Origin of the sequence: Antarctobacter jejuensis, assembly GCF_052266595.1 — a bacterium.
GTDB lineage: Bacteria > Pseudomonadota > Alphaproteobacteria > Rhodobacterales > Rhodobacteraceae > Antarctobacter > Antarctobacter jejuensis.
The window spans coordinates 17,998-41,904 of record NZ_JBQQXJ010000015.1 but is presented as its reverse complement, the minus strand read 5'-3'; the positions used below and the strand labels follow the sequence as shown (position 1 = coordinate 41,904).

Here is a 23,907-nt window from a genome sequence, read left to right as displayed (position 1 = left end):
GCGGGGTCAGCCCTCTTTCAGGTCGACGCCCGGCGCGTAGGCGATGAAGAACGGGTTGGCGAAGCCTTCCTTGCCATAGGCCAGCGCAGAGTGATCGTCGAAACGCACCACGCGGCCGCCAGCGCCGTTCAGCACCGCGTGACCGGCGGCGGTGTCCCATTCCATCGTCCGGCCAAGGCGCGGATAGAGATCGGCCTCTCCCGTCGCCACGAGACAGAATTTCAGCGAGGATCCGGCCGAGGTCATGTCCTTGGTGTTGTACTTGGCGATATAGGCATCAGTCGCCTCATCCCGGTGGGATTTGGAGGCAACCACCATCAGCGCGTCATTGTCGGGCTTGGACACCTTGATCGGCTTGGTCTCACCGGGGGTGTTCAGCTCGAACGGGCCTTCTTCCTCGACTGAATTGCCAACGGAATTGGTGTAGAACATGCGTCCGCGCGCCGGGGCATAGACAACCCCGCGCGTCGGCACGCCATCCTCGACCAGAGCGATGTTCACGGTGAAATCGCCGCGTCGCTTGATGAACTCTTTGGTGCCGTCCAGCGGATCGACGATCAGGAAGGTCATGGCTGACACGTCATGACTGTCGGCCTGCTCCTCTGTCACCAGCGCCACATCGGGAAACGCCTCGCGCAGGCCTTCGGAAATCAGCGCATCGGCGGCCTGATCGGCGGCGGTCACGGGGCTGTCGTCCGATTTGGTCATGACATCGAAATCGTCGGAGTTGTAAATCTCCATGATCTTCTCGCCAGCCTGCAGGGCAAGGCGGCGCAGCACCGGCGTCAGCTCGGAATAATTCATGGTCTGGCTCCCGTCCGCGCGGAAAGCGCGGATTTATTGATTTGAAACACCGTTCGCCTTATGCTGCCCTTAATCAAAAACGGCAAGTGTACGGCCCACGCGGCACGGGCACGGAGAGCAGGCACAATGTTTCAGGTGACAAGACCCCGGTCGCGGCTGGAATCCGTCGTCTATATCCTAGAGTTGATCTATCACAATTCGGTCCGCTCCGTCCGAAAGGCGCATGGCAACGCCTTCATGGCGATTTTCATGAACATGCTGCAGACGATCATCTTCGTCCTGGCCTTCTACTTCATGTTCCAGATCCTCGGGATGCGCAGCACCGCGCTGCGCGGGGATTTCATGATCTACATCATGACCGGCGTGTTCCTTTACATGACGCACACAAAGACGTTGGGCGCCGTCGCCGGATCAGAGGGGCCGGCCAGCCCGATGATGCAGCACGCGCCGATGAACACCGCCATCGCCATCGCCTCGGCCATGATCTCGACGCTTTACATCCAGATCCTGTCGCTGGTGGCGATCCTGTTCGTCTATGACGTGGCCTTCAATCCCTTTGTCATGCAGGAAATCCACGACCCCATCGGCTGTCTGGCCATGGTCATCCTGTCGTGGTTCTCCGGGGCGGCGATCGGGCTTGTGTTTCTGGCCATCAAACCGTGGTTCCCAACCCCTGTCAGCATCATTTCGACGATCTATCAGCGGGCCAACATGATCGCCTCGGGCAAGATGTTCGTGGCCAACACGCTGCCCAGTTACATGCTGGTCATGTTTGACTGGAATCCCCTGTTCCACACCATCGATCAGTCCCGTGGATACGCTTTCGTGGATTACAACCCCCGGAATTCTGACTGGGAATATGCCTTGTATCTGAGTATCGTGCTCGTGATGATTGGCCTCATGGGTGAGTTTTACACCCGCAAACACGCCTCGGCTTCCTGGAGCGCGCGCCGCTGAGATGCCCGCGTCCTTCCGGCCGCCCCGGCGCGGACAGGAAGGACGTAGAGATGAAGACATTTGCAACAGTAATTCTGATGTGCCTCGCCGGGGCGGTTTCGGCGCAGGATTTTCCGGCGCTGTACAATGTAACCGGGGTGGATGATGGCGATGTTCTGAACATGCGGACCCGTCCGACCGAAAACGGCACAGTGATCGGCGCGCTGGCCTTTGATTCAAAGCTGGTCGAGGTGGTCGAGGAAGATGATGGCTGGGGCCGGGTCAACCACGAGGGTCTGTCTGGCTGGGTCTCGCTTGAGGCGATGGAACGGCTGGATGGCACCGAATTGCCCGCGGGCTATCAGTTCAAATGCTTCGGCACCGAACCTTTCTGGAGCGCGACTGTCATTCAGGGCGACAAGCTGGTCTTCACCCGCCCCGATGACGACGAAAAGGTCTTTTCGGTCGAGCAGTTGGCCACATCCGTCAGCCGCGACAGCCCCCATGCCCTGCTGGGCTCCAAACTGGGTGAGAATGTCACGCTGGTCATGACCCATGAGATCTGCACCGACGGGATGTCGGACTACCGCTTCGGCTTTTCCGGGGCGGTCGTGATCGGCGGCTATGACACGCAGGTCTACGGCGGCTGCTGCTCGCTGGACATGAAATGAGGAGGGGGGCGATGATGCTGCGCCTGATCTGTGCGCTTCTGCTGATCGGCAGCGGCGCCTTCGCCCAGACCGAATTCCCGCGCCTGCACGATGTTGTGGGCGTGGCCTCGGATGATGTTCTGAACGTCCGCGTCGGACCGGGGGCCGACCACCCAATCGTCGGCGAACTGGCCTTTGACGCGCGCGGGGTCGAGGTGATCCGCGCCGAGGGTGGCTGGGGCTTCGTGAACGTGACCGAAGGCACCGGCTGGGCGTCTCTGCGGTTTCTGGCGCCCCGGGCAGACGGTGACCTGTCCAACAATCCGCGTCTGGTCTGCGGCGGCACAGAGCCGTTCTGGGACATCGACGTGCTGCAGGGCCAGATGGCGACGGTCAAGACACCGATGACCTATGAAACCGGCGAGACCTTTGACGTGGGCCTATTTCAGCGCGCCTACAACCCGCTGGAAAAATGGGTACTGCAGGGAACCGACGGCGCGCGCGGCCTGTCGATGGTCGTGGCAAAGACCTATTGCGACAATGGCATGTCGGACAATGAATACGGGTTCGACGCGACGCTGATCGTCAGCGGGCCGGAAGGCTACGTTCTGTCGGGGTGCTGCGAACTGGCGGATTGAGCGGCTGGCGCCGGTATGTCGGCGACCTTGGAGGTCTGCCTGAAATGTCTCTGGTTTGACGCAACCGGCGGAGCATTGCCCACTTTCGGGAATACTTCTTGATGAGGGGAGGGCGGACTGCCATCCTTTTCGAAAAAAGAATCCCCCGAGGCAGAGCAAATGAACACCATCAAGTATGAGCTTTACGGCTTTTCGATTCTGGTCGGCATGATCGTCATCCTGCTGGCCCTTCCCAGCGGTCAGGACGAACGCCGCTCCATCGCCGAGAAGGGGCGATCCGCCTTTTCGCAGGATGTTTTCCGGACAAAGTAAACCGAACGACGCATTGCGTGGTTCGGCCATGCGGGCCGGACCACGCCGCCGCGGGTCACGTCACGACCCGCAGCGTCAGGTTGATCCGTCCCCCCTTGGGCAACAGGGTGGACGAACCGAAACGGATTCGGTCCACGCCGTGATGTGACAGCCGCGCCGCGCCGCCCATCACCACCACGTCCCCGGATTTCAGCCAGATGGATTGGGTCCGCCCGCCGCGTTCGGGATTGCCCATGCGGAACAGCCCCTCATCCCCCAAAGAGACCGACACCACGGGGAAGGCGAAATTCGCTTCGTCCTCATCCCGGTGCAGGCCCATACGCGCGCCTTCCCCGTACCAGTTGATCAGACAGCACTCCGGCATCCGCTCACAGCCCGATACGGCTGACCAGATCGCCAGGACCTCGTCCGGGATTGGTGGCCATGCCATGCCGTCAGGATGGCGCTCTTCATAGCGATAGCCGCGCCGGTCGCTGATCCAGCCAAAGCGCCCCGCCGCGCTCATTCGCACGGTCATCGGGCCGCGCCGCGTCATGGGGGTAAACAGCGGCGCTACGGCCAGCACTTCGCGCAGACGCGCCACCAGCGCCTCCTGCGCGGGACGGTCCAGAAAGCCGGGATGGATGACAAAGCCTTTTTGCTCGATCACGTCGTTCATAAGGGTGTTGTCAGGGAATGCACTGTAGTTGCCAAGCCATGACAGCACGAAACCCTCTAAATGCAGCGATCACGGTGCTTGCAGGCCTCCAAACCCCTCCTTATATACCCTCCGAACGTCGGGCACCGCCTCTCGGTGCCGGGCTCAATCCATACGGGGCAGGATGCCAAAACGGGTCCGACGCCTCGTGACATCGCCTTGAATAATGAAAGGGATCGAATCATGGGTAAAGTGATCGGTATCGACCTTGGGACCACCAACTCCTGTGTCGCCATCATGGACGGCTCGCAGGCGCGCGTTATTGAAAACGCAGAAGGTGCCCGCACCACTCCCTCCATCGTCGCCTTTACCGACGATGAACGCCTCGTTGGCCAGCCGGCCAAGCGTCAGGCTGTTACCAACCCCGAAAACACCGTCTTCGCCGTCAAGCGTCTGATCGGCCGCCGCGTCGGTGACCCCGAGGTCACCAAGGACAAGGACATTGTCCCCTACAAGATCGTCGATGGCGGCAACGGTGACGCGTGGGTCGAAATCCGCGGTGAGAAATTCTCGCCGTCGCAGGTTTCTGCCTTCACGCTGCAGAAGATGAAGGAAACCGCCGAGAGCTATCTTGGCGAGGAAGTGACCCAGGCGGTCATCACCGTCCCGGCCTACTTCAACGACGCCCAGCGTCAGGCCACCAAGGACGCCGGTAAGATTGCCGGTCTTGAGGTGCTGCGCATCATCAACGAGCCGACCGCCGCCGCTCTGGCCTATGGTCTCGACAAGAAAGACGCCAAGACCATCGCGGTCTATGACCTTGGCGGCGGTACCTTCGACGTGACCATCCTCGAAATCGACGATGGCCTGTTCGAAGTGAAGTCGACCAACGGCGACACCTTCCTGGGTGGTGAAGATTTTGACATGCGGATCGTCAACTACCTGGCGGACCAGTTCAAGAAAGAGCACCAGGTCGACCTGACCAAGGACAAGATGGCCCTGCAGCGTCTGAAAGAAGCTGCCGAGAAGGCCAAGATCGAACTGTCCTCGGCCACCCAGACCGAGATCAACCAGCCGTTCATCTCGATGGGCGCCAACGGCCAGCCGCTGCACATGGTTATGAAGCTGACCCGCGCCAAGCTGGAAAGCCTTGTCGGTGACCTGATCAAGGCCTCGATCAAGCCGTGCCAGGCTGCGCTCAAGGATGCCGGACTGACCACCTCGGACATCGATGAGGTCGTTCTGGTCGGCGGTCAGACCCGGATGCCGAAGGTCATGGAAGAAGTGACCAAGTTCTTCGGCAAGGAGCCGCACAAGGGTGTGAACCCGGACGAAGTGGTTGCCATGGGCGCCGCCATTCAGGCCGGTGTTCTGCAGGGTGACGTCAAGGACGTCGTGCTGCTGGACGTGACCCCGCTGTCGCTTGGCATCGAAACGCTGGGTGGTGTCTTTACCCGCCTGATCGACCGCAACACCACGATCCCGACCAAGAAGTCGCAGATCTTCTCCACTGCCGAGGACAACCAGTCGGCCGTGACGATCCGCGTCTTCCAGGGCGAGCGTGAGATGGCGGCCGACAACAAGATGCTTGGCCAGTTCAACCTTGAGGACATCCCGCCCGCACCGCGCGGTATGCCGCAGATCGAAGTGACCTTTGACATCGACGCCAACGGCATCGTGTCGGTCGGCGCCAAGGACAAGGCGACCGGCAAGGAACAGCAGATCACGATCCAGGCGTCCGGCGGTCTGTCGGATGACGATATCGAGCGCATGGTCAAGGAAGCCGAGGAAAACGCCGACGCGGACAAGGCCCGCAAGGAACTTGTCGAAGCCAAGAACCAGGCCGAAAGCCTCATTCACTCGACCGAAAAGTCGGTTGAAGAGCATGGCGACAAGGTCGATCCGTCGACCGTCGAGGCAATCGAACTGGCCCTTGCCGCGCTGCGCGACGACCTTGAAAAGGACGACGTCACCGCTGACAAGCTCAAAGGTGGCATCCAGAACGTGACCGAGGCGGCCATGCGTTTGGGTGAAGCGATCTACAAGGCGCAGGCCGAAGAAGGGGGCGACGATATCCCCGAAGCGGACGCCGGTGCCGGTGCCGCAGCGGATGAGGACATCGTCGACGCCGACTTTGAGGACCTGGACGACAACAAGCGGGCCTGAGGCCATCGCCCTCGGAACCAATCTGGGGCCGGTCCGGACACCGGGCCGGCCCTTGACGTTCCGAACAGAGGAGGACACGCATGTCCAAACGTGACTACTACGAAGTGCTCGGCCTCTCGCGCGGTGCCTCTCCGGAGGAAATCAAGAAAGCCTACCGCTCGAAGGCCAAAGAGCTTCATCCCGACCGCAACGCCGACAAGCCCGAGGCCGAAGCCCAGTTCAAGGAAGTGAACGAGGCTTACGACGCGCTGAAGGATCCCGAGAAGAAAGCGGCCTATGACCGCTTTGGCCATGCGGCGTTCGAAGGCGGCATGGGCGGTGGTCCGCGTCCCGGCGGCGGAGGCATGGGCGGAAATGCCGATTTCGCGTCGGCCTTTTCGGATGTCTTTGACGATCTCTTCGGCGATTTCATGGGCGGCCGTCAGGGCGGGCGCCAGCGCGCGGCCCGTGGGGCAGACCTGCGCTACAACCTGCGTGTAACGCTGGAAGAGGCGTATAGCGGGCTGCAAAAGACCATCAAGGTGTCGACCTCGATCCAATGCGACGAATGCAGCGGATCGGGTGCCGAAGGCGGGTCCGAGCCGACCACCTGCCCGACCTGTTCCGGCATGGGCAAGGTGCGCGCCACCCAAGGCTTCTTTACCGTCGAACGGACCTGCCCGACCTGCTCCGGCCTTGGCCAGATCATCAAGAACCCGTGCAATTCCTGCGGTGGCTCTGGCCGTCAGCAGAAAGAGCGGGCGCTCTCGGTCAACATCCCTGCCGGTGTGGAAACGGGCACGCGGATCCGTCTGGCCGGCGAAGGCGAGGCGGGGATGCGCGGTGGCCCTCCGGGTGACCTCTACATCTTCATTGAGGTCGAACCGCATCCGATCTTCGAACGCGACGGGGCCGAACTGCATTGCCGGGTGCCGGTGTCGATGACCGCAGCGGCGCTGGGCGGTGACATCGAGGTGCCGACGATCGACGGCGGGCGCAGCCGGGTCAAGATCCCCGCCGGCAGCCAGTCCGGCCGCCAGATGCGCCTGCGCGGTAAGGGCATGCGCGCCCTTCGCGGCGGAGCGACGGGCGACATGTTCATCGAACTGGCCGTGGAAACCCCGGTCAACCTGACCTCTCGGCAAAAGGAACTGCTGCGCGAGTTCGAGTCGCTGGCCGAGGACAACAACCCGGAATCGCATAGCTTTTTCACCTCGGTGAAAAACTTCTGGGACTCCATGAAAGGATGAATTTGGCCCTTCGGGGCCAAATTCCCACTCCCGCACAGCCCACCGGGCCGCGTTAACCGCCGGTTTACCCTCTCGCGGCACCATGTCCGGCATGACCCGTGGCCCGCATTTCTCCGATTCCCAGGCGGCTCTGTTCGAGCCGGATGAGGCGCCCCCGCGCCCGGGACCCGGTGCGGAAAAACTGCCCTCCTACATCCGCGATCACCGCGCCCGCCTGCGGGAACGCTTTCTCGTCGGCGGTGCCGATGCCCTGCCGGATTACGAACTTCTGGAACTGGTCCTGTTCCGCGCCATTCCCCGCCGCGATGTCAAACCGCTGGCGCGTCTGCTCTTGGAAACCTTCGGCGATTTCAACGGGGTCCTTTCCGCCCCGCCGCACCGGCTGCAAGAGGTCAAGGGCGTCGGCGATGCCGTCATTGGCGAACTCAAGATCGTAGAGGCGGCGGCGCATCGTCTCGCCCGCTCCCGCGTCCTGCAAAAACACGTCGTCAGCAGCTGGGACGCGCTGCTGGACTACTGCCAGACCGCCATGGCGCACCGCGACACCGAACAGTTCCGTGTCCTCTTCCTCGACCGCAAGAATGTGCTGATCGCGGACGAACCGCAGGCACGCGGCACCGTCGATCATGTCCCCGTCTACCCGCGGGAGGTGGTCAAACGCGCGCTGGAGCTGAACGCCTCCGCCATCATCCTTGTCCACAACCACCCGTCGGGCGATCCCACGCCCAGTCAGGCGGACATCGACATGACCGCCCAGATTCAGGTCGCCGCGGACACGCTGGGCATCACATTGCACGATCATCTGGTGATCGGAAAATCACGCGAACTCAGCTTCCGCAGCGAAGGCCTGCTCTGACCCACCTTTCTCTGGCTTGGAAAACACCTTGGGCGCTCCAAAGGAGCGGGGCGGCGCCCCAGCACCCCGAACCCGCAAGGGCGAGAAGACCTGCGCGCGCGTCAGCGCGCCCCGCTGGATCACAGGGTAATCACCGCACCCAGACCTCGACCCGGCGGTTCACCTGCCGGCCCCACGCGCTGTCGTCGCAGGCCATGGGCATCGCCTCGCCAAAGGCTTCGACCCGGACATTGATCTGCGACCTGTCCAGCGTCTCCGCCGCGTCCAGAACCGCAGCCTGCACCGCCTCTGCCCGGCGGCGCGCAATGTCCAGATTGGCACCGGCCGGTCCAACCCCGTCGGAAAAGCCCACGAACACTAGTTCCCGCCCATCGTAGACCCCGGTTTCCAGCGCTCGCGCCAGTTGCAGCACGTTCGACCGGGATTGGGCGTCCAGCTTGCTCGACCCGGTCTCGAACCGGAAAGTCACCGTCAATCGGCGCAGCGCTGACAGCGCGCGCACCATCTCCTGCAAGGCCGCCAGTCCGCTCTCCTCTGACACAAGGATCGCATTGGCCAGCCGGTCACCCTGCAGGTCGCGCGCCACCTCTTCTGCCGCCTGATCGACGAACCCGGCCCGCCGGATCACGATCTGCGCGGCCGGGCTGAGCGCATAGCTGACGAATTCGCGCGCCAGCTTGGGCAGGCGGCGGGCCGGTGTGTAGAGGAACATCGGCGCGGTCAGCGGGTAATCTTTGGTCTTGATGCTGCGCCGCGCGGCGCGCAGCTGAAATCCGCAACTGCCGCTCAGGACCAGTGTTTTGGTCGCGCCGGTTTCGGAATAGCTGGCAAGGCCCAGCCCAAAGGGGTCATTCGCCACGGCGCGGACAAGGTCCGCATTGGCGTCATGGCGCTCCGCCGTTTGCATCAGCTTGCGGCGCGCCGGGCGCAGCAGCCGGTCTTCCAGTCCCTGCATGATGCCGGACCCAGCATCCCGCAGATGCACGGTGATCGGCGCGTTCGGGCCTCCCAGCGCCTGCCAGTTGCTGATCTGCCCGGTCAGCACGTCGACGAGTTGGGCGATGGACAAGCGGTCCACCGGGTTGTCGCCGGACACGATGGGCACCAAGGCGTCCAGCGCCACAACGCGCGAGCGGTTGGCAAGCGTCAGGTCGCCCAGCCCGGCAGCGCGGGCTGCCTCGGCCTCGGCCGGGCGGATCTCACGCAGTGCCAGCACAACATCGGTCCTGTCGTCCAGAAGGGCGGCAAATCCCCGGTCGGTGTTGCTGACGTCAAAACTGAACCTGCCCAACAACTTGCCCGTCTCGCCGTCCCTCAGGTCATAGGAAAACGCGCCGTTGTCCGTCTCGGACCTGTCCGCCTGCAATCCGCTGCGCCGGGCAAAGCCTTCGACCAGTGCGGGCATCAGGCCGCTGACGGCGGAAGACCCGGCAAAACTCACTTCGGCGACGTAATCGGTCAGCGATGGGCAGCCGATCCCGCGACAGCTGACGCCCGTTCCGTCCACCGTCATTTCGCCAAAGCGGGTCTGCAGCCGGTATAGTTCACCGTCAAAGCCCAGCAGCGTGCCGCTGATCGATATGGATCCGTCGCGGGACTTCAGCGTTACGTCCTGCGCCGACAGAATGCCTGCCTGCCCCACAAAGAAAAGTGCGGCGAAGATCGCCGCACGCAGAATTGCCATGAAGTCCCCGTCAGATGAGTATCACCTTGCGGCGATAGTCATGTCTTCGACGACGTTTTTCAACACCAGAAAGTCACCGACGCTGTCGCAATGCGGTATCTCGACCGATAGGTCACGCACTCGCAGCGCGCTGCCATCGCGGATTTCCAGTGTCTGTGCCTCGACCTGGGTGCCGCAGTTTTTGCCGGTCACCTCGGCCTCGACCGTCAACAGCACCTCGCCACCGCGCTTGGCGGTGCCGGTGGGAAAGGAATAGATTTCGGCGACCAGCGCCTCGGGCGTGTCCATCTGGCCCAGACGCGTCAGGAACCCGCCCTGGCCGGTCGCGGCTTCGGTCAGGGTACCCGCTGCGGCGGCCCAGACATGGCCGTCCGAAAAGTAGGCGGCGCTGTATTCGCGCGCATGCAACTGCAGACCGGCTTCGCCTTTCCACTGCACCGCCACGCGATCGTAAAAGGGCAGGGAGGTCACTTCGGTGTTGGCCATCGCGCCGTCGCCGCTTGCGAAGGAGGCGATGAAACTCGCCTGTTCGGCCAGCGCAGGGATGGTGATGAACAGGGTGCCATCGGGCTGCATGACCTCGGTGAACATGAGGCCCTGATGATGGATCGTCACCCGTTCGCTTGCCCGGCAAGGGGCAGTCAGGTTCAGATGGACCAGCGCACCGGCCCCCGGTTCCGCCTGCATGGTCACGTCGCAATCAAAGCCCGTGGCCGCCGGATTTTCCGGCAGGTCCGCCTCAAGGGATTGGGTTTCCGCCGCGGCCTTCAGGAAAACCGGATCGTCCGGAAGCGTCGGTTCCACCTGCGCGTCCTTGGGCAACTGCGGCAGCAGAACCCCCGAAGAGGCCGGCGTGACCGATGAGATCTCAAGCGTCAGGTCCGCGGCTTGGGCGCTGTCCCGACCACCGCCGGGCAGTGTCAGCCCGTATTGCATCACGTAGCCGGTGCCCAGAGCGCAAAGCAGCGTCGCGCCGCCGATGAGGTAACATTTGAGCCGTGCCATGGTGGGACTCCTGTCCTGATCCGTCGAGGCCAATCTGGCCGCGAATCATGGCGCGCATGGGGCGCGCGAGCGGAGTCATTTTGGCATTTGTTAACGGTAGCGGGGGCCCATTGGGCCGCCCGCGACACATTCCGGGGTCAGCTCAGACGCCCGTGGCAGTGCTTGAACTTCTTGCCCGACCCGCAGGGGCAGGGGTCGTTCCGGCCCGGATTGCCCCAGGTCGCCGGATCATTTTCGTCGAAGTTTTCGGCCGCCACGGCCACGTCCGCGGCAGCCGCACTGGCGGCACCCGCGACAGGCGCGGCTCCGGCCCCGCCTGCTGCAGGCTCCGCACCCGCCCCGGCCGGGGCTGCGGCGGATTGCATCTGGCGCTGCATCTCTTCCTGCTGGCGACGCATCTCTTCGATCATCGCCTTCTGCTCGTCCTCGGACATCGGGCGCACGCGGCTCAGCTGTTCGATGACGGTGGCGCGCAGGCTGTCCAGCATGCTTTCGAACAGCTGGAAGGATTCGTTCTTGTATTCGTTCAGCGGATCCCGCTGCGCATAGCTGCGGAAGCCCACGACCGACCGCAGATGCTCCAGCGTCAGCAGGTGCTCACGCCACTTGCCGTCGATGGTCTGCAGCAGAACCTGCTTTTCGATCTGGCGCATGGTGTCGGGGCCGAAGGCCTCGGTTTTTTCCGCCATCATCTTGTCGCTGGCCTCGATCAGGCGCTCGCGGATCACGTCCTGATCGACGCCATCCTCTTCCGCCCAGCCGATGATCGGCAGATCAAGGCCCAGCTTTTCCAGCGCGGCGGCATAGAGTCCGTGCATGTCCCACTGATCGGCATAGGCCTTGGGCGGGGCGTAGATGTCGACCAGGTCGTCGATCACCTCGTGGCGCATGTCCATCGTGATCTCGGAAACGTCGTCCGCTTCCATGATCTCGCGGCGCTGGCTGAACACCACCTTCCGCTGGTCGTTCATCACATCGTCGAACTTCAGCAGCTGCTTGCGGATGTCAAAGTTGCGGCCCTCGACCTTGGCTTGCGCCCGCTCCAGTGACTTGTTGACCCAGGGGTGAACGATGGCCTCGCCGTCTTTCATGCCCAGACCCGACAGCACCTTTTCCAGACGCTCGGAGCCGAAGATGCGCATCAGGTCATCTTCGAGGCTGAGGTAGAAGGACGACCGCCCCGGATCCCCCTGACGGCCGGAACGGCCGCGCAGTTGGTTGTCGATCCGGCGCGATTCGTGGCGTTCGGTCGCCAGAACGAACAGACCGCCCGCATCCTTGACCGCCTGTTCGTCGGCCTCGTGCTGGGTCTCGATCTGGGTGCGGATCTCTTCGGGATCGGCGTCGGGATTGGCCGCAATGGCTTCCATGATCTTGAACTCGACGTTGCCGCCCAGTTTGATGTCGGTGCCGCGGCCCGCCATGTTGGTGGCGATGGTCACAGCGCCCAGCTTGCCCGCATCGGCGACGATCTGCGCCTCCTGCTCGTGCTGGCGCGCGTTCAGGACGTTGTGCTTGAGCCCGGCCTTGGTCAGCAACTGGCTCAGCATCTCGGACTTCTCGATCGAGGTGGTGCCCACCAGAACCGGCTGGCCCTTTTCATGCGCCTTGCGGATTTCCTCGACGATGGCGGCATATTTTTCGGCGGCGGTGCGGTACACGGCGTCGTCGTCGTCAATCCGGGCGATGGGTTTGTTCGTCGGCACCTCGACCACACCCAGACCATAGATCTGGCCGAACTCCTCGGCCTCGGTGACGGCGGTGCCGGTCATCCCGGCCAGCTTGTCGTAAAGGCGGAAGTAGTTCTGGAAGGTCACGCTGGCCAGCGTCACGTTCTCGGGCTGGATGTCCGCGCCTTCCTTGGCCTCGATGGCCTGATGCAGGCCGTCGGACAGACGGCGACCGGCCATCATGCGGCCGGTAAATTCGTCGATCAGCACAACCTCGCCGTCGCGGACGATGTAATCCTTGTCCTTGGTGAACAGCTTGTGCGCCCGGATCGCCTGGTTGACGTGGTGCACGATGGTGGTGCTTTCCGGATCGTAGAGGCTCTGCCCCTCTTCCAGCTGCCCGCGCTGCTGCAGGAGCTGTTCCAGAAATTCGTTGCCCTCGTCGGTGAAGGTCACGTTGCGGGTCTTTTCGTCGACGGTGTAGTGGCTGTCGTCCAGTTCCGGGATCAGCTTGTCGATGGCGACATACAGCTCTGACCGGTCCTGAGAGGGGCCGGAAATGATCAGCGGCGTCCGCGCCTCATCGATCAGGATCGAATCGACCTCGTCGACGATGGCGAAATAATGGTCCCGCTGATGCATCTGGTTCAGCTCGGACTTCATGTTGTCGCGCAGATAGTCGAAGCCAAGCTCGTTGTTGGTGGCGTAGGTGATGTCGCAGGCATAGGCCTGCTGCTTTTCGTCGTCGGGCTGGCGCGGATAGACGACACCGGTGGTCAGGCCCAGGGCGCCGTAGACATTGCTCATCCACTCGGCGTCGCGCTTGGCAAGGTAGTCGTTCACGGTGACGATGTGCACGCCCCGGCCCGTCAGCGCGTTCAGATAGGCGGGGAAGGTGGCGACAAGCGTCTTGCCCTCACCAGTCTTCATTTCCGCGATATTGCCCTGATGCAGGAAAATGCCGCCCATCAGCTGCACGTCAAAGGCGCGCAGTCCCAGTGCCCGCTTGGCGCCTTCGCGGCAGTTGGCAAAGGCCTCGGGCAGCAGGTCGTCAAGGCTCTCGCCCTTGGCGACACGCTCCCTGAACTCCTCTGTCTTGGCGATCAGCCCGGCATCGTCGAGTTTCTCGAACTCCGGCTCCAGCGCGTTGATCTTTTCCACAAGCGGACGTGTGGCCTTGATCTTACGGTCGTTCGGCGAGCCGAATACCTTGCGCGCGATTTTTCCAAGCATCGTCTGATCTACCCGTTTCCAGCGTCAAGTGCGGCATCTGCTTGCCCGCCTCGCACATGAGCCATATGACGGAACCAAAAGACCGGCCTCGCAGAGCCTTTCGGGCATGTAAGGGGGCGGCACAACAGTGTCAACGCCGCCCAGGGACGCGGCACCGATCATAGAGGAAGACCCGATGTCGAAAACGCTCATGAAACTCTCTGCCGCGGCGCTCGCGCTTTGCGTTGCGATGCCCGCATCCGCGCAGCAAGAGATCACGCCCGACACCGTCATCGCGACTGTCAATGGCACAGACATCACCTTTGGCCACATGCTGATGGCCCGCGCCTCGCTGCCGGAGCGCTTTCAGCAGGCACCGACGGATCAGCTCTGGGATGGGCTGATGGAACAACTGATCCAGCAAGAATCGCTGGCACAGTCCGCCAAGGCCGAAGAGACCAAGCGGGTCACCATCGCGCTGGACAACGAAAAGCGGTCGCTGCTGGCTGCCGAGGCAATCAATGCCGTGGCGGGTGCCGCCGTGACCGATGACGCCATCGCCGCCGCCTACAAGGCCAAGTACGAAGATGCCGATCTGGGCGTCGAATACAACGCCTCGCACATCCTCGTGGAAACAGAGGAAGAGGCCAAGGCCATCATCGAAGAGCTCAATGGCGGCGCGGATTTCGCCGAAACGGCCAAGGCCAAGTCGACCGGCCCCTCGGGCCCCAGCGGCGGTGTTCTGGGCTGGTTCGGCAAGGGCCGCATGGTGCCCCCCTTCGAGGCCGCGGTTGTCGAAATGGAACCCGACAGCATCTCCGCCCCGGTAGAGACCCAGTTCGGCTGGCACGTTATCAAGCTGAACGAAACCCGCGCCATCGCGGCGCCGGAACTGGAACAGGTGAAGGCCACGCTGGAACAGGAAATTCAGCGTGAGGCGGTCGAAAGCTTCATCGACGGGCTGGTCGATGGCGGCGAAGTGACCCGCATCGACCGGGCCGAGATCGATACCTCGGTCCTGAACAACCTCGGCCTTCTGGCGGACTGACCCGATGCCGCCGCGCTCGCCGCTTGCCCCCGCCACCTTCCCTGCGCTCCCGGTCATCGGGGGCGCGCGTTTCGCCATCGCCGAAGCCGGGGTCCGGTACAAGAACCGCCCCGACGTGATGCTGGCGCTGCTCGATCCGGGCAGCACGGTGGCGGGTGTCTTCACGCGCTCGGCGACGCGCTCGGCCAACGTGCTGGACTGCCAGCGCAAGATCTCCGGTGACAGCGGCCAGGGTGCCGCTTTCATCATCAACTCGGGCAATTCCAACGCCTTCACCGGCCGCGCCGGGGACGGCTCGGTCAAGGCCATCTGCGAAGAGGTGGCAAAGGTGACGGGCGTGCCGGAGGACCGCGTCTTCACCAGTTCGACCGGCGTGATCGGCGAACGGCTGCCACATGACCGCATCACGGCCAAGCTCTCCGAGCTGAACACCAACCTCAGCGACGCCGCGCTGCCGGATGCCGCCCGCGCGATCATGACCACCGACACCTTTCCCAAAGGCGCGGCGGCAGAGATCGACGTGGACGGCCAGACCGTGCGCATCGCGGGCATCGCCAAGGGCTCTGGCATGATCGCGCCCGACATGGCGACGATGCTGGTCTACATCTTCACCGATGCCAAAATCGGCCGCGCCGACCTGCAGAACATGCTGACGGAACTGACCGACAAGACCTTCAACAACATCACCGTCGACAGCGATACCTCCACCTCGGACACGCTGCTGATGGCCGCCACCGGGGCTTCCGGCGTGGATGTGACCTGGAACGCGGAATTCACGCAGGCGCTCTATGGCGTGATGCTGGACCTTGCGCATCAGGTGGTGCGCGACGGCGAAGGCGCGACGAAATTCGTCTCCGTGCATGTCACCGGCGCGGCCACGGACGCCGATGCCCGCACCCATGCCCTTGCCATCGCCAACTCGCCGCTGGTCAAGACCGCCATCGCGGGCGAAGACCCCAACTGGGGTCGCATCGTCATGGCCATCGGCAAATCCGGCGCGGCGGCGGACCGCGACCTGATCTCGATCCGCTTCGGGGAGATCCTCGTCGCGGAAAAGGGCTGGGTCGCCGACAGCTATCGCGAAGAGGCTGGCGCCGGCTATTTCAAAAGCCCGGAAATCGACATCAACGTCGATCTGGGACTGGGCGCCGGGCAGGCCACCGTCTGGACCTGTGACCTGACCCACGGCTACATCCAGATCAACGCCGACTACCGGTCATGACCCGTCAGGGGGGCACCACAGCCCCCCTTCTTTGGGCCGAAAATACCTCGGGGAGCGCGAGGGGCTGGCCCCTCGCTCCGTCCCTCAACAAGAGCGCACCGCAATGAAGATCATCCTCGTCTCCGCCGTCGCCCTCATCGACGCCGATGGCCGCGTCCTTCTGGCCCAGCGTCCCGAAGGCAAGAGCATGGCCGGTCTCTGGGAATTTCCCGGCGGCAAGGTCGAGCAGGGGGAAACGCCAGAGGCCGCGCTGATCCGTGAATTGCACGAGGAACTGGGGATCGAGACCTGGTCCAGCTGCCTTGCCCCGCTGACCTTCGCCTCGCACGCCTATGACGATTTCCACCTGCTGATGCCGCTGTTTGCCTGCCGCAAATGGGGCGGCATCCCGCAGTCGCAGGAAGGGCAGGCGCTGAAATGGGTCCGCAAGCAGGAGCTGCGCGATTACCCGATGCCGCCCGCGGATATCCCGCTGATCCCGATTCTCAGGGATTGGCTATAGGCAAGCCCCCAACCCCCCGGTTTCCGGGGTTTTTGCCCTGTTGCCAGTATTTTGAGCGCAAATGGGGGGATTTTGGGCGGTTGAGCGGCGATTTTAAGGCGGATCTGTCGCAAATCATTATGGAATTGTTTACCAAACTTACATATTCTCCCGTTGAGACTAAGATTGGGGGAATTCGGAATGCTTCGCACGATCATTCTGGGCAGCTGCGTGTCCGTACAGGGGTTCTTGGAAAAGACCTTTCCGGACGGCCGGATCTCGGTCCGCGTGGGCGATAACGTCTACGTCGGCAAACCTGCCTGAAGGTATCGCCAGACGCTTGCGTCAGGCTCCGTAATCAGTGTGTGGGGGTAGAGCGGTGCTCGGCCCCTTTTTTCTTGCCCATTTCAGTCACTTCGTTGGCCATGTCATCCGCAAGCGCCACCAGATCCTCCCGCGGCAGGCCGCGCTGGGCCTCGATCCGCAGCGCGGTGAGATTGGCCTGAAAACGCCGGGCCAAACGTGCGGTGTCCGCAGTGTCAGGCAACTCGCGCGCCTGTTTGGCCGCTTCAAAGATCTTTTGGAATTCACCGGTCATCTGGTCGAGGTACAAACGCGATTGTACTGCCAGCGCTGCTTCGGCGTCGGTGGCGTCCAGCATCGTCCGCACGACCATGCAGGCGCGCCTCTTGGGGTCGTCTGCCTCTTCCTGCGCGAATGATCTCAGAAACGCGGCCAGCGCCGCAAGAGGCGATGACCGCTCGGCCATCTGCGCCCGAATGCTCTGAACGTTGCGTTCGTAGTAGCGCTCCAGCGCCAGCAGGAACAGCGCCTCCTTGCTCTTGAAGGCGGCATAGATGCTGCCCGGCTTCATGTGCAGGGCGCTTTCCAGATCCTTCAATGAGGTCGCGTGATACCCCTTCTGCCAGAACAGGGTCAACGCCGCGTCCAGTGCGGCGTCACGGTCATAGGGGCGGGCGCGTGTCATTCGATTGATATAGGCCCTTCCGCCGCGCTTGTCCTCGCCTTGTTGCGCGGGCTCACGCTTGAGTGAATGCTCAAATATATCATTGAGTGGTTGCTCAAATTGACTATCTCTCGCACATCGACGGGCCAACCCGGCCCAGAGCAAGGAGAGACAGATGACCGAATTTACCTTTCATGACGAAACCACCGCCCCCGATGCCTCCAAGCCCCTGCTTGAAAAATCCAAGGCTGCCTTCGGTCGTCTGCCGGGCCTGCACCGTGTGATGGCTGAATCCCCGGCCCTGCTCGAAGGGTATCAGACGCTGCACTCGCTGTTTCAAAAGACCGCCTTCGACAAGGATGAGTTGACCGTGGTCTGGCAGACCATCAACGTCGCAAACGCATGCCATTACTGCGTGCCCGCCCACACCGGGATCGCCAAACAGATGGGCGTCGACGATGCCGTCACCAACGCCCTGCGCGACGAAACCCCGCTGCCCAACGCCAAGCTCGAAGCGCTGCGCACCTTCACTCTGAAACTGGTGCGTCAGAACGGCTTTGTGGCCGATGAGGACGTTCAGGCCTTTCTGGATGCGGGATATACCCATCAGAGCATCCTCGACGTGATCCTTGGCTACAGCCAGAAGATCATGTCGAACTACACCAACCACCTTGCCCGCACGCCGGTCGACAAGGTGTTTGAGAAATTCGCTTGGTCCAAGACCGACAAGGCCGCCTGAAGCCTCCCCTGAGGCGCCCCGGGCCACAGCCCCCAAACGAAAAAGGCCGGCGAATTTCGCCGGCCTTTCCTTGTTCGGATGAGCGCGTGATCAGTCGAGCTTGCGCACGATCTCTTCACGCTCAAAGATTTCGATGACGTCGCCTGCGCGAATGTCGTCGTAGTTTTCAAACGCCATGCCGCATTCCTGACCGGATTGCACCTCGGCAACCTCGTCCTTGAAACGCTTCAGCGTCTTCAGCGTGCCTTCGTGGATCACCACGTCGTCGCGCAGCAGGCGCACACCGGCCGAACGGCGGGCGACACCTTCGGTGACCAGACAGCCGGCGACCTTGCCGACGTTGGACACCTTGAAGACTTCCTTGATCGAGGCGTAGCCGATGAAGTTCTCGCGGATCTCGTTCGACAGCAGGCCCGAGGCCGCCGCTTTCACGTCGTCCACAAGATCGTAGATCACCGAGTAGTAACGGATCTCCACGCCCTTCTGGTTCGCACCCTGACGGGCAGAGGCATTGGCACGCACGTTGAAGCCGATGACCGGGCAGCCCGACGCTTCGGCAAGGCCCACGTCGGTTTCGGTGATCGCACCCACGCCATAGTGGATGACGCGCACGCGCACCTCGTCGTTGCCGATCTTTTCCATCGCCTGAACGATGGCTTCGGCAGAACCCTGCACGTCGGCCTTGACCACAATCGGCAGCTCGGAAACGTTCTCGTCGTCCTTGGCCTTTTGCAGCAGCTGGTCCAGCGTGGTCGCGGCACCGGCAGCGGCGCGCTTTTCCTTGGCCAGATTGGCGCGGTACTCGGCGATTTCGCGGGCCTGCGCCTCGGTCGCGACGACGTTCAGAACGTCGCCCGCCTCGGGCGTGCCGTTGAGGCCAAGAACCTCGACCGGAACCGAAGGACCGGCTTCCTGCACTCGCTCGCCCTTGTCGTTGATCAGCGCACGGACCTTGCCGTACTGCTCACCCACAACAAAGATATCGCCTTGTTTCAGCGTGCCGTTCTGCACCAGAACCGTCGCGACGGGGCCGCGGCCCACGTCCAGCTGTGCCTCGATCACCGCGCCTTCGGCAGAGCGATCGGGGTTGGCTTTCAGTTCCAGGATTTCGGCCTGCAGCGCGATGGCTTCCAGCAGTTCGTCCAGGCCCTGGCCGGTAATGGCCGAAACCTCGACATCCTGCACTTCGCCGGACATTTCCTCGACGATCACTTCATGCTGAAGCAGATCGGTGCGCACCTTGGTCGGGTTTGCAGAGGGTTTGTCGACCTTGTTGATCGCCACGATCATCGGCACACCCGCCGCCTTGGCGTGGTTAATGGCTTCGATCGTCTGCGGCATCACCGCGTCATCCGCGGCCACCACCAGAACGACGATATCCGTCACCTGTGCCCCGCGCGAACGCATCGAAGTAAAGGCCGCGTGGCCCGGCGTGTCGAGGAAGGACAGGACCGCACCATTGTCCGTCGTCACCTGGTAGGCGCCGATATGCTGAGTGATGCCACCGGCCTCGCCCGCGGTCACCTTGGCGTTGCGGATCGCATCCAGAAGCGAGGTCTTGCCGTGGTCGACGTGACCCATGATCGTGATCACGGGCGGACGCGACTTGAGGTCTTCGGGCTTGTCCTCGACCTCTTTGATCACATCCTCGACGTCGGCGTCGGAAACGCGCGTCACCTTGTGGCCGAATTCCTCGATGATGAGTTCGGCGGTGTCGGCGTCGATGGACTGGTTCTGGGTCGCCATGATGCCATTGTTCATCAGCGACTTGACCACGTCACCCACCCGTTCGGCCATCCGGTTGGCCAGTTCGGCCACCGTGATCACCTCGGGCAGTTTGACCTCGCGGACAACCTTTTCGCGCTGCTGAACGCCACCCATGGCCTTTTGCCGGGCACGTTCCTGCTTGCGCTTCATCGCGGCCATGGACTTCTGACGACCACCTTCGCCGCCAAGCGCCTGGTTCAGCGTCAGCTTGCCGGAGCGGCGGTTGCCATCGTCACGGCCACGACCGCGGCTGCGTTGATCGTCACCCTTGTCGCGTTCCGGGGCGCGGCGCGGAGCGTCGCCACCCTTGGGCTTGGCGCGGGCCGGTTCATCGGCCTTGGGCGCGGGCTGCGCGGCGGCGACAGCGGCCGCCTTGGCGGCTTCCTCTGCCTCGCGCTGCTTGCGCTCTTCTTCCTCTGCCTTGCGGCGCAGGGCCTCTTCGGCCTCGCGCTGTTCGCGCTCTTTCTGTTCCTTTTCGGCGCGCATACGATCGCGCTCTTCTGCGCGGGCCTTTTCTTCGGCCGCGCGCTTGGCGGTTTCCTCGGATTCGCGTGCCTTGGCTGCCTGCAGCGCCTTCAGGCGGCGCTCCATCTCCGCGTCGGAAATCCCGGCGGGCCGTTTGCCCCCGGATCCGCCGACCTGGCCACCTTTGCCGCCACCCGCAGCACCCGCCGCACCCGGCTTGGGCACCACGACGCGCTTGCGTTTGGTCTCCACCACGACGTTCTTGGTCCGCCCATGGCTGAAGCTCTGCTTCACGCTCCCCGAACGGGAACCGCCACCACGTACACCCAAGGTCTTTTTGCCGTCGTTATCGCTCATAAAGCTTCTTCATCCTTTCCGGTGGCCCCTGCCACCGCGATCCGCATCGGTATCCGCGATGCGTACACCCTTCAAGCGTTGGGCTTCCTCTACAATACGCGGAACGAGTCCGCCAGAGCCTAGCGCCGCGTGTATGACAGTTTGTCGGCCAAAAGCCGCGCCCAGTTCATCCGCCGTCAGCCAGCCGATATACCGCCCGCCATATGGCGTAGAAAGTTTCGACTTCCCCCGGCCAGAGCCGTCCTCAGCCTGGATCAGCACAGTGGCCTCTTCCGATTGCAGCCAGGACTTGACCTTCTCATAACCAGAGACGGCCTCCCCTGACTTGCGGGCCAAAGAGATCAGATCGACCACCCGCTTCACCAGCATTTGCTCGATCAGATCGGCCAGCCCGTCCGGTACTTTGACCGGCTGCTTCATTGCCCGCGAGAACAGTCCCTTGGCAGCTGCCTTCTCAATGGCTGCCCGGTTGGCGGACACATATAAGCCCCGTCCCGGCAATTTACCAGCCAGATCAGGCACAATCCGCTCATCCGGCCCAAGAACGAACCGGATCAAGCCGTCTTTCGGCTGCACTTCGCCTGTGGCGATGCACTTCCGCTCCGGCCCGTCCGGCTGTTCCTTGTCCTTTCCGCCGCGACTCATCGTGCTGTTACGCCTCGTCCTCATCGGCTGCGGCGTCACCGTCCAGCTCTTCGGCCTCTTCTTCGGCTTCCAGCTCGGTCGGGTCGACCCAGCCCAGCAGGACGCGCGCGGTCATCACCATGTTCTGCGCTTCCTCAAGGTCCACTTCGAACTTCTCCAGCAGGCCGTCATCCTTGACCCGCTGACCGTTCGCCGTGGTCCAGCCACCGGCCAGTTCCCAGTCGGCGCAGGTTGCAAAGTCTTCCAGGGTCTTGATTCCATCTTCCGCCAGCGCTTCCAGCATCTGCGGCGTCAGGCCTTCAAAGTTCACAAGGCTGTCGTCCACGCCCAGTTCGCGCGCCCGTTCCAGCGCCTTGCGCGCCTGCTCTTCCAGATTCTCGCGGGCCCGGGTCTGCAGTTCCTCGGCGGTGCCTTCGTCGACACCGTCAATCACCAGCAGTTCGTCCATCTCCACATAGGCAACCTCTTCGAGGTTGGTGAAGCCTTCGGAAACCAGAAGCTGGGCAAAGAATTCGTCGACGTCCAGCGTTTCCATGAACAGCTTGGTGCGTTCCTCGAACTCGGCCTGACGACGCTTCGATTCCTCTTCCTCGGTCATGATGTCGATGTCCAGACCGGTCAGCTGGCTGGCCAGACGCACGTTCTGACCGCGACGGCCGATGGCAAGGCTCAGCTGCTCATCCGGCACGACGACCTCGATGCGCTCTGCCTCTTCGTCCAGAACCACCTTGGACACCTCTGCCGGTTGCAGGGCGTTCACAAGGAAGGTCGGCATGTCCTCGTTCCACGGGATGATGTCGATCTTTTCACCCTGCAGTTCGTTCACCACGGCCTGCACGCGGCTGCCGCGCATACCGACACAGGCGCCGACCGGGTCGATGCCATTGTCGTAGGACACGACGCCGATCTTGGCGCGCGAACCGGGGTCACGGGCCACGGCCTTGATCTCGATGATGCCGTCGTAGATTTCCGGCACTTCCATCTTGAACAGTTCGGCCATGAACTGCGGATCGGTCCGCGACAGGAAGATCTGCGGGCCGCGCGCTTCGCGGCGCACATCCTTGATGTAGCAGCGGATGCGGTCGCCGGGGCGATACGATTCGCGGCCGATCTTTTCGTTGCGGCGCAGGATGGCTTCGCCACGGCCCACGTCGACGATGACGTTGCCGTATTCCTCGCGCTTGACCAGACCGTTGATGATGGTGCCTGCGCGATCCTTGAATTCTTCGTACTGGCGGTCACGCTCGGCTTCGCGGACCTTCTGCAGGATCACCTGCTTGGCGGATTGCGCCGCGATCCGGCCCAGCTCGACCGGCGGCACTTCCTCGACAAAGGTGTCACCGACCTTGGGCTCGGCCATGTACTGCTTGGCCTGCTCAACGGTGAATTCCGCCTGGTAGTTTTCCAGTTCCTCGTCTTCGACCACGGTGCGCACACGGGTAAAGGTGGCGCGGCCGGTCTTGCGGTCGATGCTGACGCGGATGTCCATTTCCGCGCCGTAGCGGGACTTCGCCGCGCGGGCGAGCGATTCTTCCATCGCTTCGACGACCAGACCGGGGTCGATCATCTTCTCGCGCGCCACCGCCTCGGCGGTCTGCAGAAGTTCCAGCTGGTTTGCAGAGGTGATTGCCATTCTTATTTCTCCTCCTCGCGAGACGCTTCGGTCTCGATCTCGTCGAACTTGGTTTCGTCAAGGACCGGCTCGTCCGTGTCCGTTGCGGCGGCTTTCTTGCGCGCCTTCAGCATCTCGCGGATCAGCTCGTCCGTCAGGATGAGCTTGGCATCCACCAGCCAATCGAATTTCAGGCCGATGGTGCCTTCTTCGAGGTTCACCAGAACCTCGTCTTCTTCGACGCCCGCCAGAACGCCGCGAAAGCGTTTGCGGCCTTCGATCATATCGGCGGTCTCCAGCTTGACCTCGTAACCCTCATAGGTCTCGAAGTCTTTCAGCCGTGTCAGCGGGCGGTCGATCCCGGGGCTGGACACTTCCAGCGTATAGGTGTCCAGAATCGGGTCCTCGACATCCAGAATGGCGGAGACGGCGGTCGAAATCTCTGCGCATTCGTCGACCTCGATCCCGCCCGCGGGACGCTCGGCCATGATCTGCAGGGTGGGCACCTGTCCCCCCATCAGACGAATACGCACCAGCTCGAACCCCATGTCTTCGATCACCGGCTGGACAATCTCGGCAAGCCGTTTGTCCATGCCTGTCTTGGCAATCATCTCGGTCATTGTCGGTCCTGCCTTTCAGGCACAAAAAAACGGGCCAGCGGCCCGTTTGCGAAAGCATCGAAGGGCACCGGGTTTGGACCCCAGCGCACCGCTGTTGAGCCGGATATAGGGGGGCTGTCCGCGAAAGGCAAGCGGATTCGCCGCACATGGGGGCCGGGCCTTGTGTCCGCGCCGGTTCAGACCCC

22 protein-coding genes are annotated in these 23,907 nt (G+C 62.8%); 12 read left to right on the top strand and 10 right to left on the bottom strand.

What is annotated here, in order from left to right; all coding sequences use genetic code 11:
* Window positions 1-6: 6 nt before the first annotated feature.
* Window positions 7-804, bottom strand: coding sequence for a 3'(2'),5'-bisphosphate nucleotidase CysQ (cysQ, locus tag ACTXGA_RS18835; RefSeq protein WP_443396156.1), 798 nt, complete (start codon window positions 802-804; stop codon window positions 7-9).
* Window positions 805-930: 126 nt separating this feature from the next.
* On the opposite strand from cysQ, the gene ACTXGA_RS18830 reads away from it, so the two are divergent.
* From ACTXGA_RS18830 to ACTXGA_RS18815, 4 genes are all read left to right on the top strand, one after another.
* Entirely contained in the window at window positions 931-1,761 is an 831-nt protein-coding gene (locus ACTXGA_RS18830) for an ABC transporter permease (protein WP_443396155.1), read from the top strand.
* 50 nt (window positions 1,762-1,811) lie between these two features.
* The gene (locus ACTXGA_RS18825; protein WP_443396154.1) at window positions 1,812-2,411 is read left to right on the top strand and encodes a COG3650 family protein; all 600 of its coding nucleotides are present in this window, start codon (window positions 1,812-1,814) and stop codon (window positions 2,409-2,411) included.
* An 11-nt stretch (window positions 2,412-2,422) separates the two neighbouring features.
* The gene (locus ACTXGA_RS18820) at window positions 2,423-3,028 is read left to right on the top strand and encodes a peptide-binding protein (protein WP_443396153.1); all 606 of its coding nucleotides are present in this window, start codon (window positions 2,423-2,425) and stop codon (window positions 3,026-3,028) included.
* A 159-nt stretch (window positions 3,029-3,187) separates the two neighbouring features.
* On the top strand, window positions 3,188-3,340 hold the full coding sequence (locus ACTXGA_RS18815; RefSeq protein ID WP_443396152.1) for a hypothetical protein: 153 nt from the start codon (window positions 3,188-3,190) through the stop codon (window positions 3,338-3,340).
* 55 nt (window positions 3,341-3,395) lie between these two features.
* Here ACTXGA_RS18815 and ACTXGA_RS18810 read toward each other — a convergent pair whose 3' ends face one another.
* A complete protein-coding gene (locus tag ACTXGA_RS18810) occupies window positions 3,396-3,998 on the bottom strand; it encodes an alpha-ketoglutarate-dependent dioxygenase AlkB family protein (RefSeq protein WP_443396151.1) in 603 nt (200 codons plus the stop codon).
* Between the two features lie 222 nt (window positions 3,999-4,220).
* Here ACTXGA_RS18810 and dnaK point away from each other — a divergent pair, with 222 nt between their 5' ends.
* The 3 genes from dnaK to radC all read left to right on the top strand — a co-directional run bounded on the left by dnaK (window position 4,221) and on the right by radC (window position 8,228).
* Window positions 4,221-6,143: a molecular chaperone DnaK gene (dnaK, locus tag ACTXGA_RS18805; RefSeq protein WP_443396150.1), complete on the top strand. Its 1,923-nt coding sequence runs from the start codon at window positions 4,221-4,223 to the stop codon at window positions 6,141-6,143.
* An 80-nt stretch (window positions 6,144-6,223) separates the two neighbouring features.
* Window positions 6,224-7,372 (top strand): molecular chaperone DnaJ, encoded by a 1,149-nt coding sequence (gene dnaJ, locus ACTXGA_RS18800; RefSeq protein ID WP_443396149.1) that lies wholly within the window; start codon window positions 6,224-6,226, stop codon window positions 7,370-7,372.
* 91 nt (window positions 7,373-7,463) lie between these two features.
* Window positions 7,464-8,228 (top strand): RadC family protein, encoded by a 765-nt coding sequence (radC, locus tag ACTXGA_RS18795; protein WP_443396234.1) that lies wholly within the window; start codon window positions 7,464-7,466, stop codon window positions 8,226-8,228.
* 130 nt (window positions 8,229-8,358) lie between these two features.
* Here the strand turns inward: radC and ACTXGA_RS18790 are convergent, their stop codons facing one another.
* From ACTXGA_RS18790 to secA, 3 genes are all read right to left on the bottom strand, one after another.
* Complete coding sequence (locus ACTXGA_RS18790) at window positions 8,359-9,912, bottom strand: phosphate ABC transporter substrate-binding/OmpA family protein (protein ID WP_443396148.1); 1,554 nt, start codon at window positions 9,910-9,912, stop codon at window positions 8,359-8,361.
* Window positions 9,913-9,933: 21 nt separating this feature from the next.
* Entirely contained in the window at window positions 9,934-10,917 is a 984-nt protein-coding gene (locus ACTXGA_RS18785) for a translocase (RefSeq protein ID WP_443396147.1), read from the bottom strand.
* Window positions 10,918-11,054: 137 nt separating this feature from the next.
* Window positions 11,055-13,820 (bottom strand): preprotein translocase subunit SecA, encoded by a 2,766-nt coding sequence (gene secA, locus ACTXGA_RS18780; RefSeq protein ID WP_443396146.1) that lies wholly within the window; start codon window positions 13,818-13,820, stop codon window positions 11,055-11,057.
* A gap of 175 nt (window positions 13,821-13,995) precedes the next feature.
* On the opposite strand from secA, the gene ACTXGA_RS18775 reads away from it, so the two are divergent.
* From ACTXGA_RS18775 to ACTXGA_RS18760, 4 genes are all read left to right on the top strand, one after another.
* Window positions 13,996-14,847, top strand: a complete 852-nt coding sequence (locus ACTXGA_RS18775) for a peptidylprolyl isomerase (RefSeq protein ID WP_443396145.1) — start codon at window positions 13,996-13,998, stop codon at window positions 14,845-14,847.
* A gap of 4 nt (window positions 14,848-14,851) precedes the next feature.
* Window positions 14,852-16,069, top strand: coding sequence for a bifunctional glutamate N-acetyltransferase/amino-acid acetyltransferase ArgJ (gene argJ / locus ACTXGA_RS18770; protein WP_443396144.1), 1,218 nt, complete (start codon window positions 14,852-14,854; stop codon window positions 16,067-16,069).
* Between the two features lie 103 nt (window positions 16,070-16,172).
* Window positions 16,173-16,571 (top strand): 8-oxo-dGTP diphosphatase MutT, encoded by a 399-nt coding sequence (mutT, locus tag ACTXGA_RS18765; protein WP_443396143.1) that lies wholly within the window; start codon window positions 16,173-16,175, stop codon window positions 16,569-16,571.
* 180 nt (window positions 16,572-16,751) lie between these two features.
* Window positions 16,752-16,874: a hypothetical protein gene (locus ACTXGA_RS18760; RefSeq protein WP_443396142.1), complete on the top strand. Its 123-nt coding sequence runs from the start codon at window positions 16,752-16,754 to the stop codon at window positions 16,872-16,874.
* Window positions 16,875-16,908: 34 nt separating this feature from the next.
* Here ACTXGA_RS18760 and ACTXGA_RS18755 read toward each other — a convergent pair whose 3' ends face one another.
* Window positions 16,909-17,538 carry a TetR/AcrR family transcriptional regulator gene (locus ACTXGA_RS18755; protein ID WP_443396141.1) on the bottom strand — a complete coding sequence of 210 codons (630 nt, stop codon included), beginning with the start codon at window positions 17,536-17,538 and terminating at the stop codon, window positions 16,909-16,911.
* A 154-nt stretch (window positions 17,539-17,692) separates the two neighbouring features.
* Here ACTXGA_RS18755 and ACTXGA_RS18750 point away from each other — a divergent pair, with 154 nt between their 5' ends.
* Complete coding sequence (locus ACTXGA_RS18750; RefSeq protein WP_443396140.1) at window positions 17,693-18,256, top strand: carboxymuconolactone decarboxylase family protein; 564 nt, start codon at window positions 17,693-17,695, stop codon at window positions 18,254-18,256.
* Window positions 18,257-18,346: 90 nt separating this feature from the next.
* Here the strand turns inward: ACTXGA_RS18750 and infB are convergent, their stop codons facing one another.
* The 4 genes from infB to rimP are packed head-to-tail and all read right to left on the bottom strand — an operon-like array spanning window position 18,347 to window position 23,722.
* The gene (gene infB / locus ACTXGA_RS18745) at window positions 18,347-20,845 is read right to left on the bottom strand and encodes a translation initiation factor IF-2 (RefSeq protein ID WP_443396139.1); all 2,499 of its coding nucleotides are present in this window, start codon (window positions 20,843-20,845) and stop codon (window positions 18,347-18,349) included.
* A 9-nt stretch (window positions 20,846-20,854) separates the two neighbouring features.
* A complete protein-coding gene (locus ACTXGA_RS18740) occupies window positions 20,855-21,490 on the bottom strand; it encodes an RNA-binding protein (protein WP_443396138.1) in 636 nt (211 codons plus the stop codon).
* Window positions 21,491-21,497: 7 nt separating this feature from the next.
* A complete protein-coding gene (nusA, locus tag ACTXGA_RS18735) occupies window positions 21,498-23,123 on the bottom strand; it encodes a transcription termination factor NusA (RefSeq protein ID WP_443396137.1) in 1,626 nt (541 codons plus the stop codon).
* A gap of 2 nt (window positions 23,124-23,125) precedes the next feature.
* The gene (gene rimP, locus ACTXGA_RS18730) at window positions 23,126-23,722 is read right to left on the bottom strand and encodes a ribosome maturation factor RimP (protein WP_443396136.1); all 597 of its coding nucleotides are present in this window, start codon (window positions 23,720-23,722) and stop codon (window positions 23,126-23,128) included.
* Window positions 23,723-23,907: the final 185 nt, after the last annotated feature.

Bases quoted from the DNA above. Each gene is read 5' to 3' on its own strand.
- cysQ (WP_443396156.1), bottom strand. From the start codon at position 804: ATGAATTATTCCGAGCTGACGCCGGTGCTGCGCCGCCTTGCCCTGCAG.
- ACTXGA_RS18830 (WP_443396155.1), top strand. From the start codon at position 931: ATGTTTCAGGTGACAAGACCCCGGTCGCGGCTGGAATCCGTCGTCTAT.
- ACTXGA_RS18825 (WP_443396154.1), top strand. From the start codon at position 1,812: ATGAAGACATTTGCAACAGTAATTCTGATGTGCCTCGCCGGGGCGGTT.
- ACTXGA_RS18820 (WP_443396153.1), top strand. From the start codon at position 2,423: ATGATGCTGCGCCTGATCTGTGCGCTTCTGCTGATCGGCAGCGGCGCC.
- ACTXGA_RS18815 (WP_443396152.1), top strand. From the start codon at position 3,188: ATGAACACCATCAAGTATGAGCTTTACGGCTTTTCGATTCTGGTCGGC.
- ACTXGA_RS18810 (WP_443396151.1), bottom strand. From the start codon at position 3,998: ATGAACGACGTGATCGAGCAAAAAGGCTTTGTCATCCATCCCGGCTTT.
- dnaK (WP_443396150.1), top strand. From the start codon at position 4,221: ATGGGTAAAGTGATCGGTATCGACCTTGGGACCACCAACTCCTGTGTC.
- dnaJ (WP_443396149.1), top strand. From the start codon at position 6,224: ATGTCCAAACGTGACTACTACGAAGTGCTCGGCCTCTCGCGCGGTGCC.
- radC (WP_443396234.1), top strand. From the start codon at position 7,464: ATGACCCGTGGCCCGCATTTCTCCGATTCCCAGGCGGCTCTGTTCGAG.
- ACTXGA_RS18790 (WP_443396148.1), bottom strand. From the start codon at position 9,912: ATGGCAATTCTGCGTGCGGCGATCTTCGCCGCACTTTTCTTTGTGGGG.
- ACTXGA_RS18785 (WP_443396147.1), bottom strand. From the start codon at position 10,917: ATGGCACGGCTCAAATGTTACCTCATCGGCGGCGCGACGCTGCTTTGC.
- secA (WP_443396146.1), bottom strand. From the start codon at position 13,820: ATGCTTGGAAAAATCGCGCGCAAGGTATTCGGCTCGCCGAACGACCGT.
- ACTXGA_RS18775 (WP_443396145.1), top strand. From the start codon at position 13,996: ATGTCGAAAACGCTCATGAAACTCTCTGCCGCGGCGCTCGCGCTTTGC.
- argJ (WP_443396144.1), top strand. From the start codon at position 14,852: ATGCCGCCGCGCTCGCCGCTTGCCCCCGCCACCTTCCCTGCGCTCCCG.
- mutT (WP_443396143.1), top strand. From the start codon at position 16,173: ATGAAGATCATCCTCGTCTCCGCCGTCGCCCTCATCGACGCCGATGGC.
- ACTXGA_RS18760 (WP_443396142.1), top strand. From the start codon at position 16,752: ATGCTTCGCACGATCATTCTGGGCAGCTGCGTGTCCGTACAGGGGTTC.
- ACTXGA_RS18755 (WP_443396141.1), bottom strand. From the start codon at position 17,538: ATGACACGCGCCCGCCCCTATGACCGTGACGCCGCACTGGACGCGGCG.
- ACTXGA_RS18750 (WP_443396140.1), top strand. From the start codon at position 17,693: ATGACCGAATTTACCTTTCATGACGAAACCACCGCCCCCGATGCCTCC.
- infB (WP_443396139.1), bottom strand. From the start codon at position 20,845: ATGAGCGATAACGACGGCAAAAAGACCTTGGGTGTACGTGGTGGCGGT.
- ACTXGA_RS18740 (WP_443396138.1), bottom strand. From the start codon at position 21,490: ATGAGTCGCGGCGGAAAGGACAAGGAACAGCCGGACGGGCCGGAGCGG.
- nusA (WP_443396137.1), bottom strand. From the start codon at position 23,123: ATGGCAATCACCTCTGCAAACCAGCTGGAACTTCTGCAGACCGCCGAG.
- rimP (WP_443396136.1), bottom strand. From the start codon at position 23,722: ATGACCGAGATGATTGCCAAGACAGGCATGGACAAACGGCTTGCCGAG.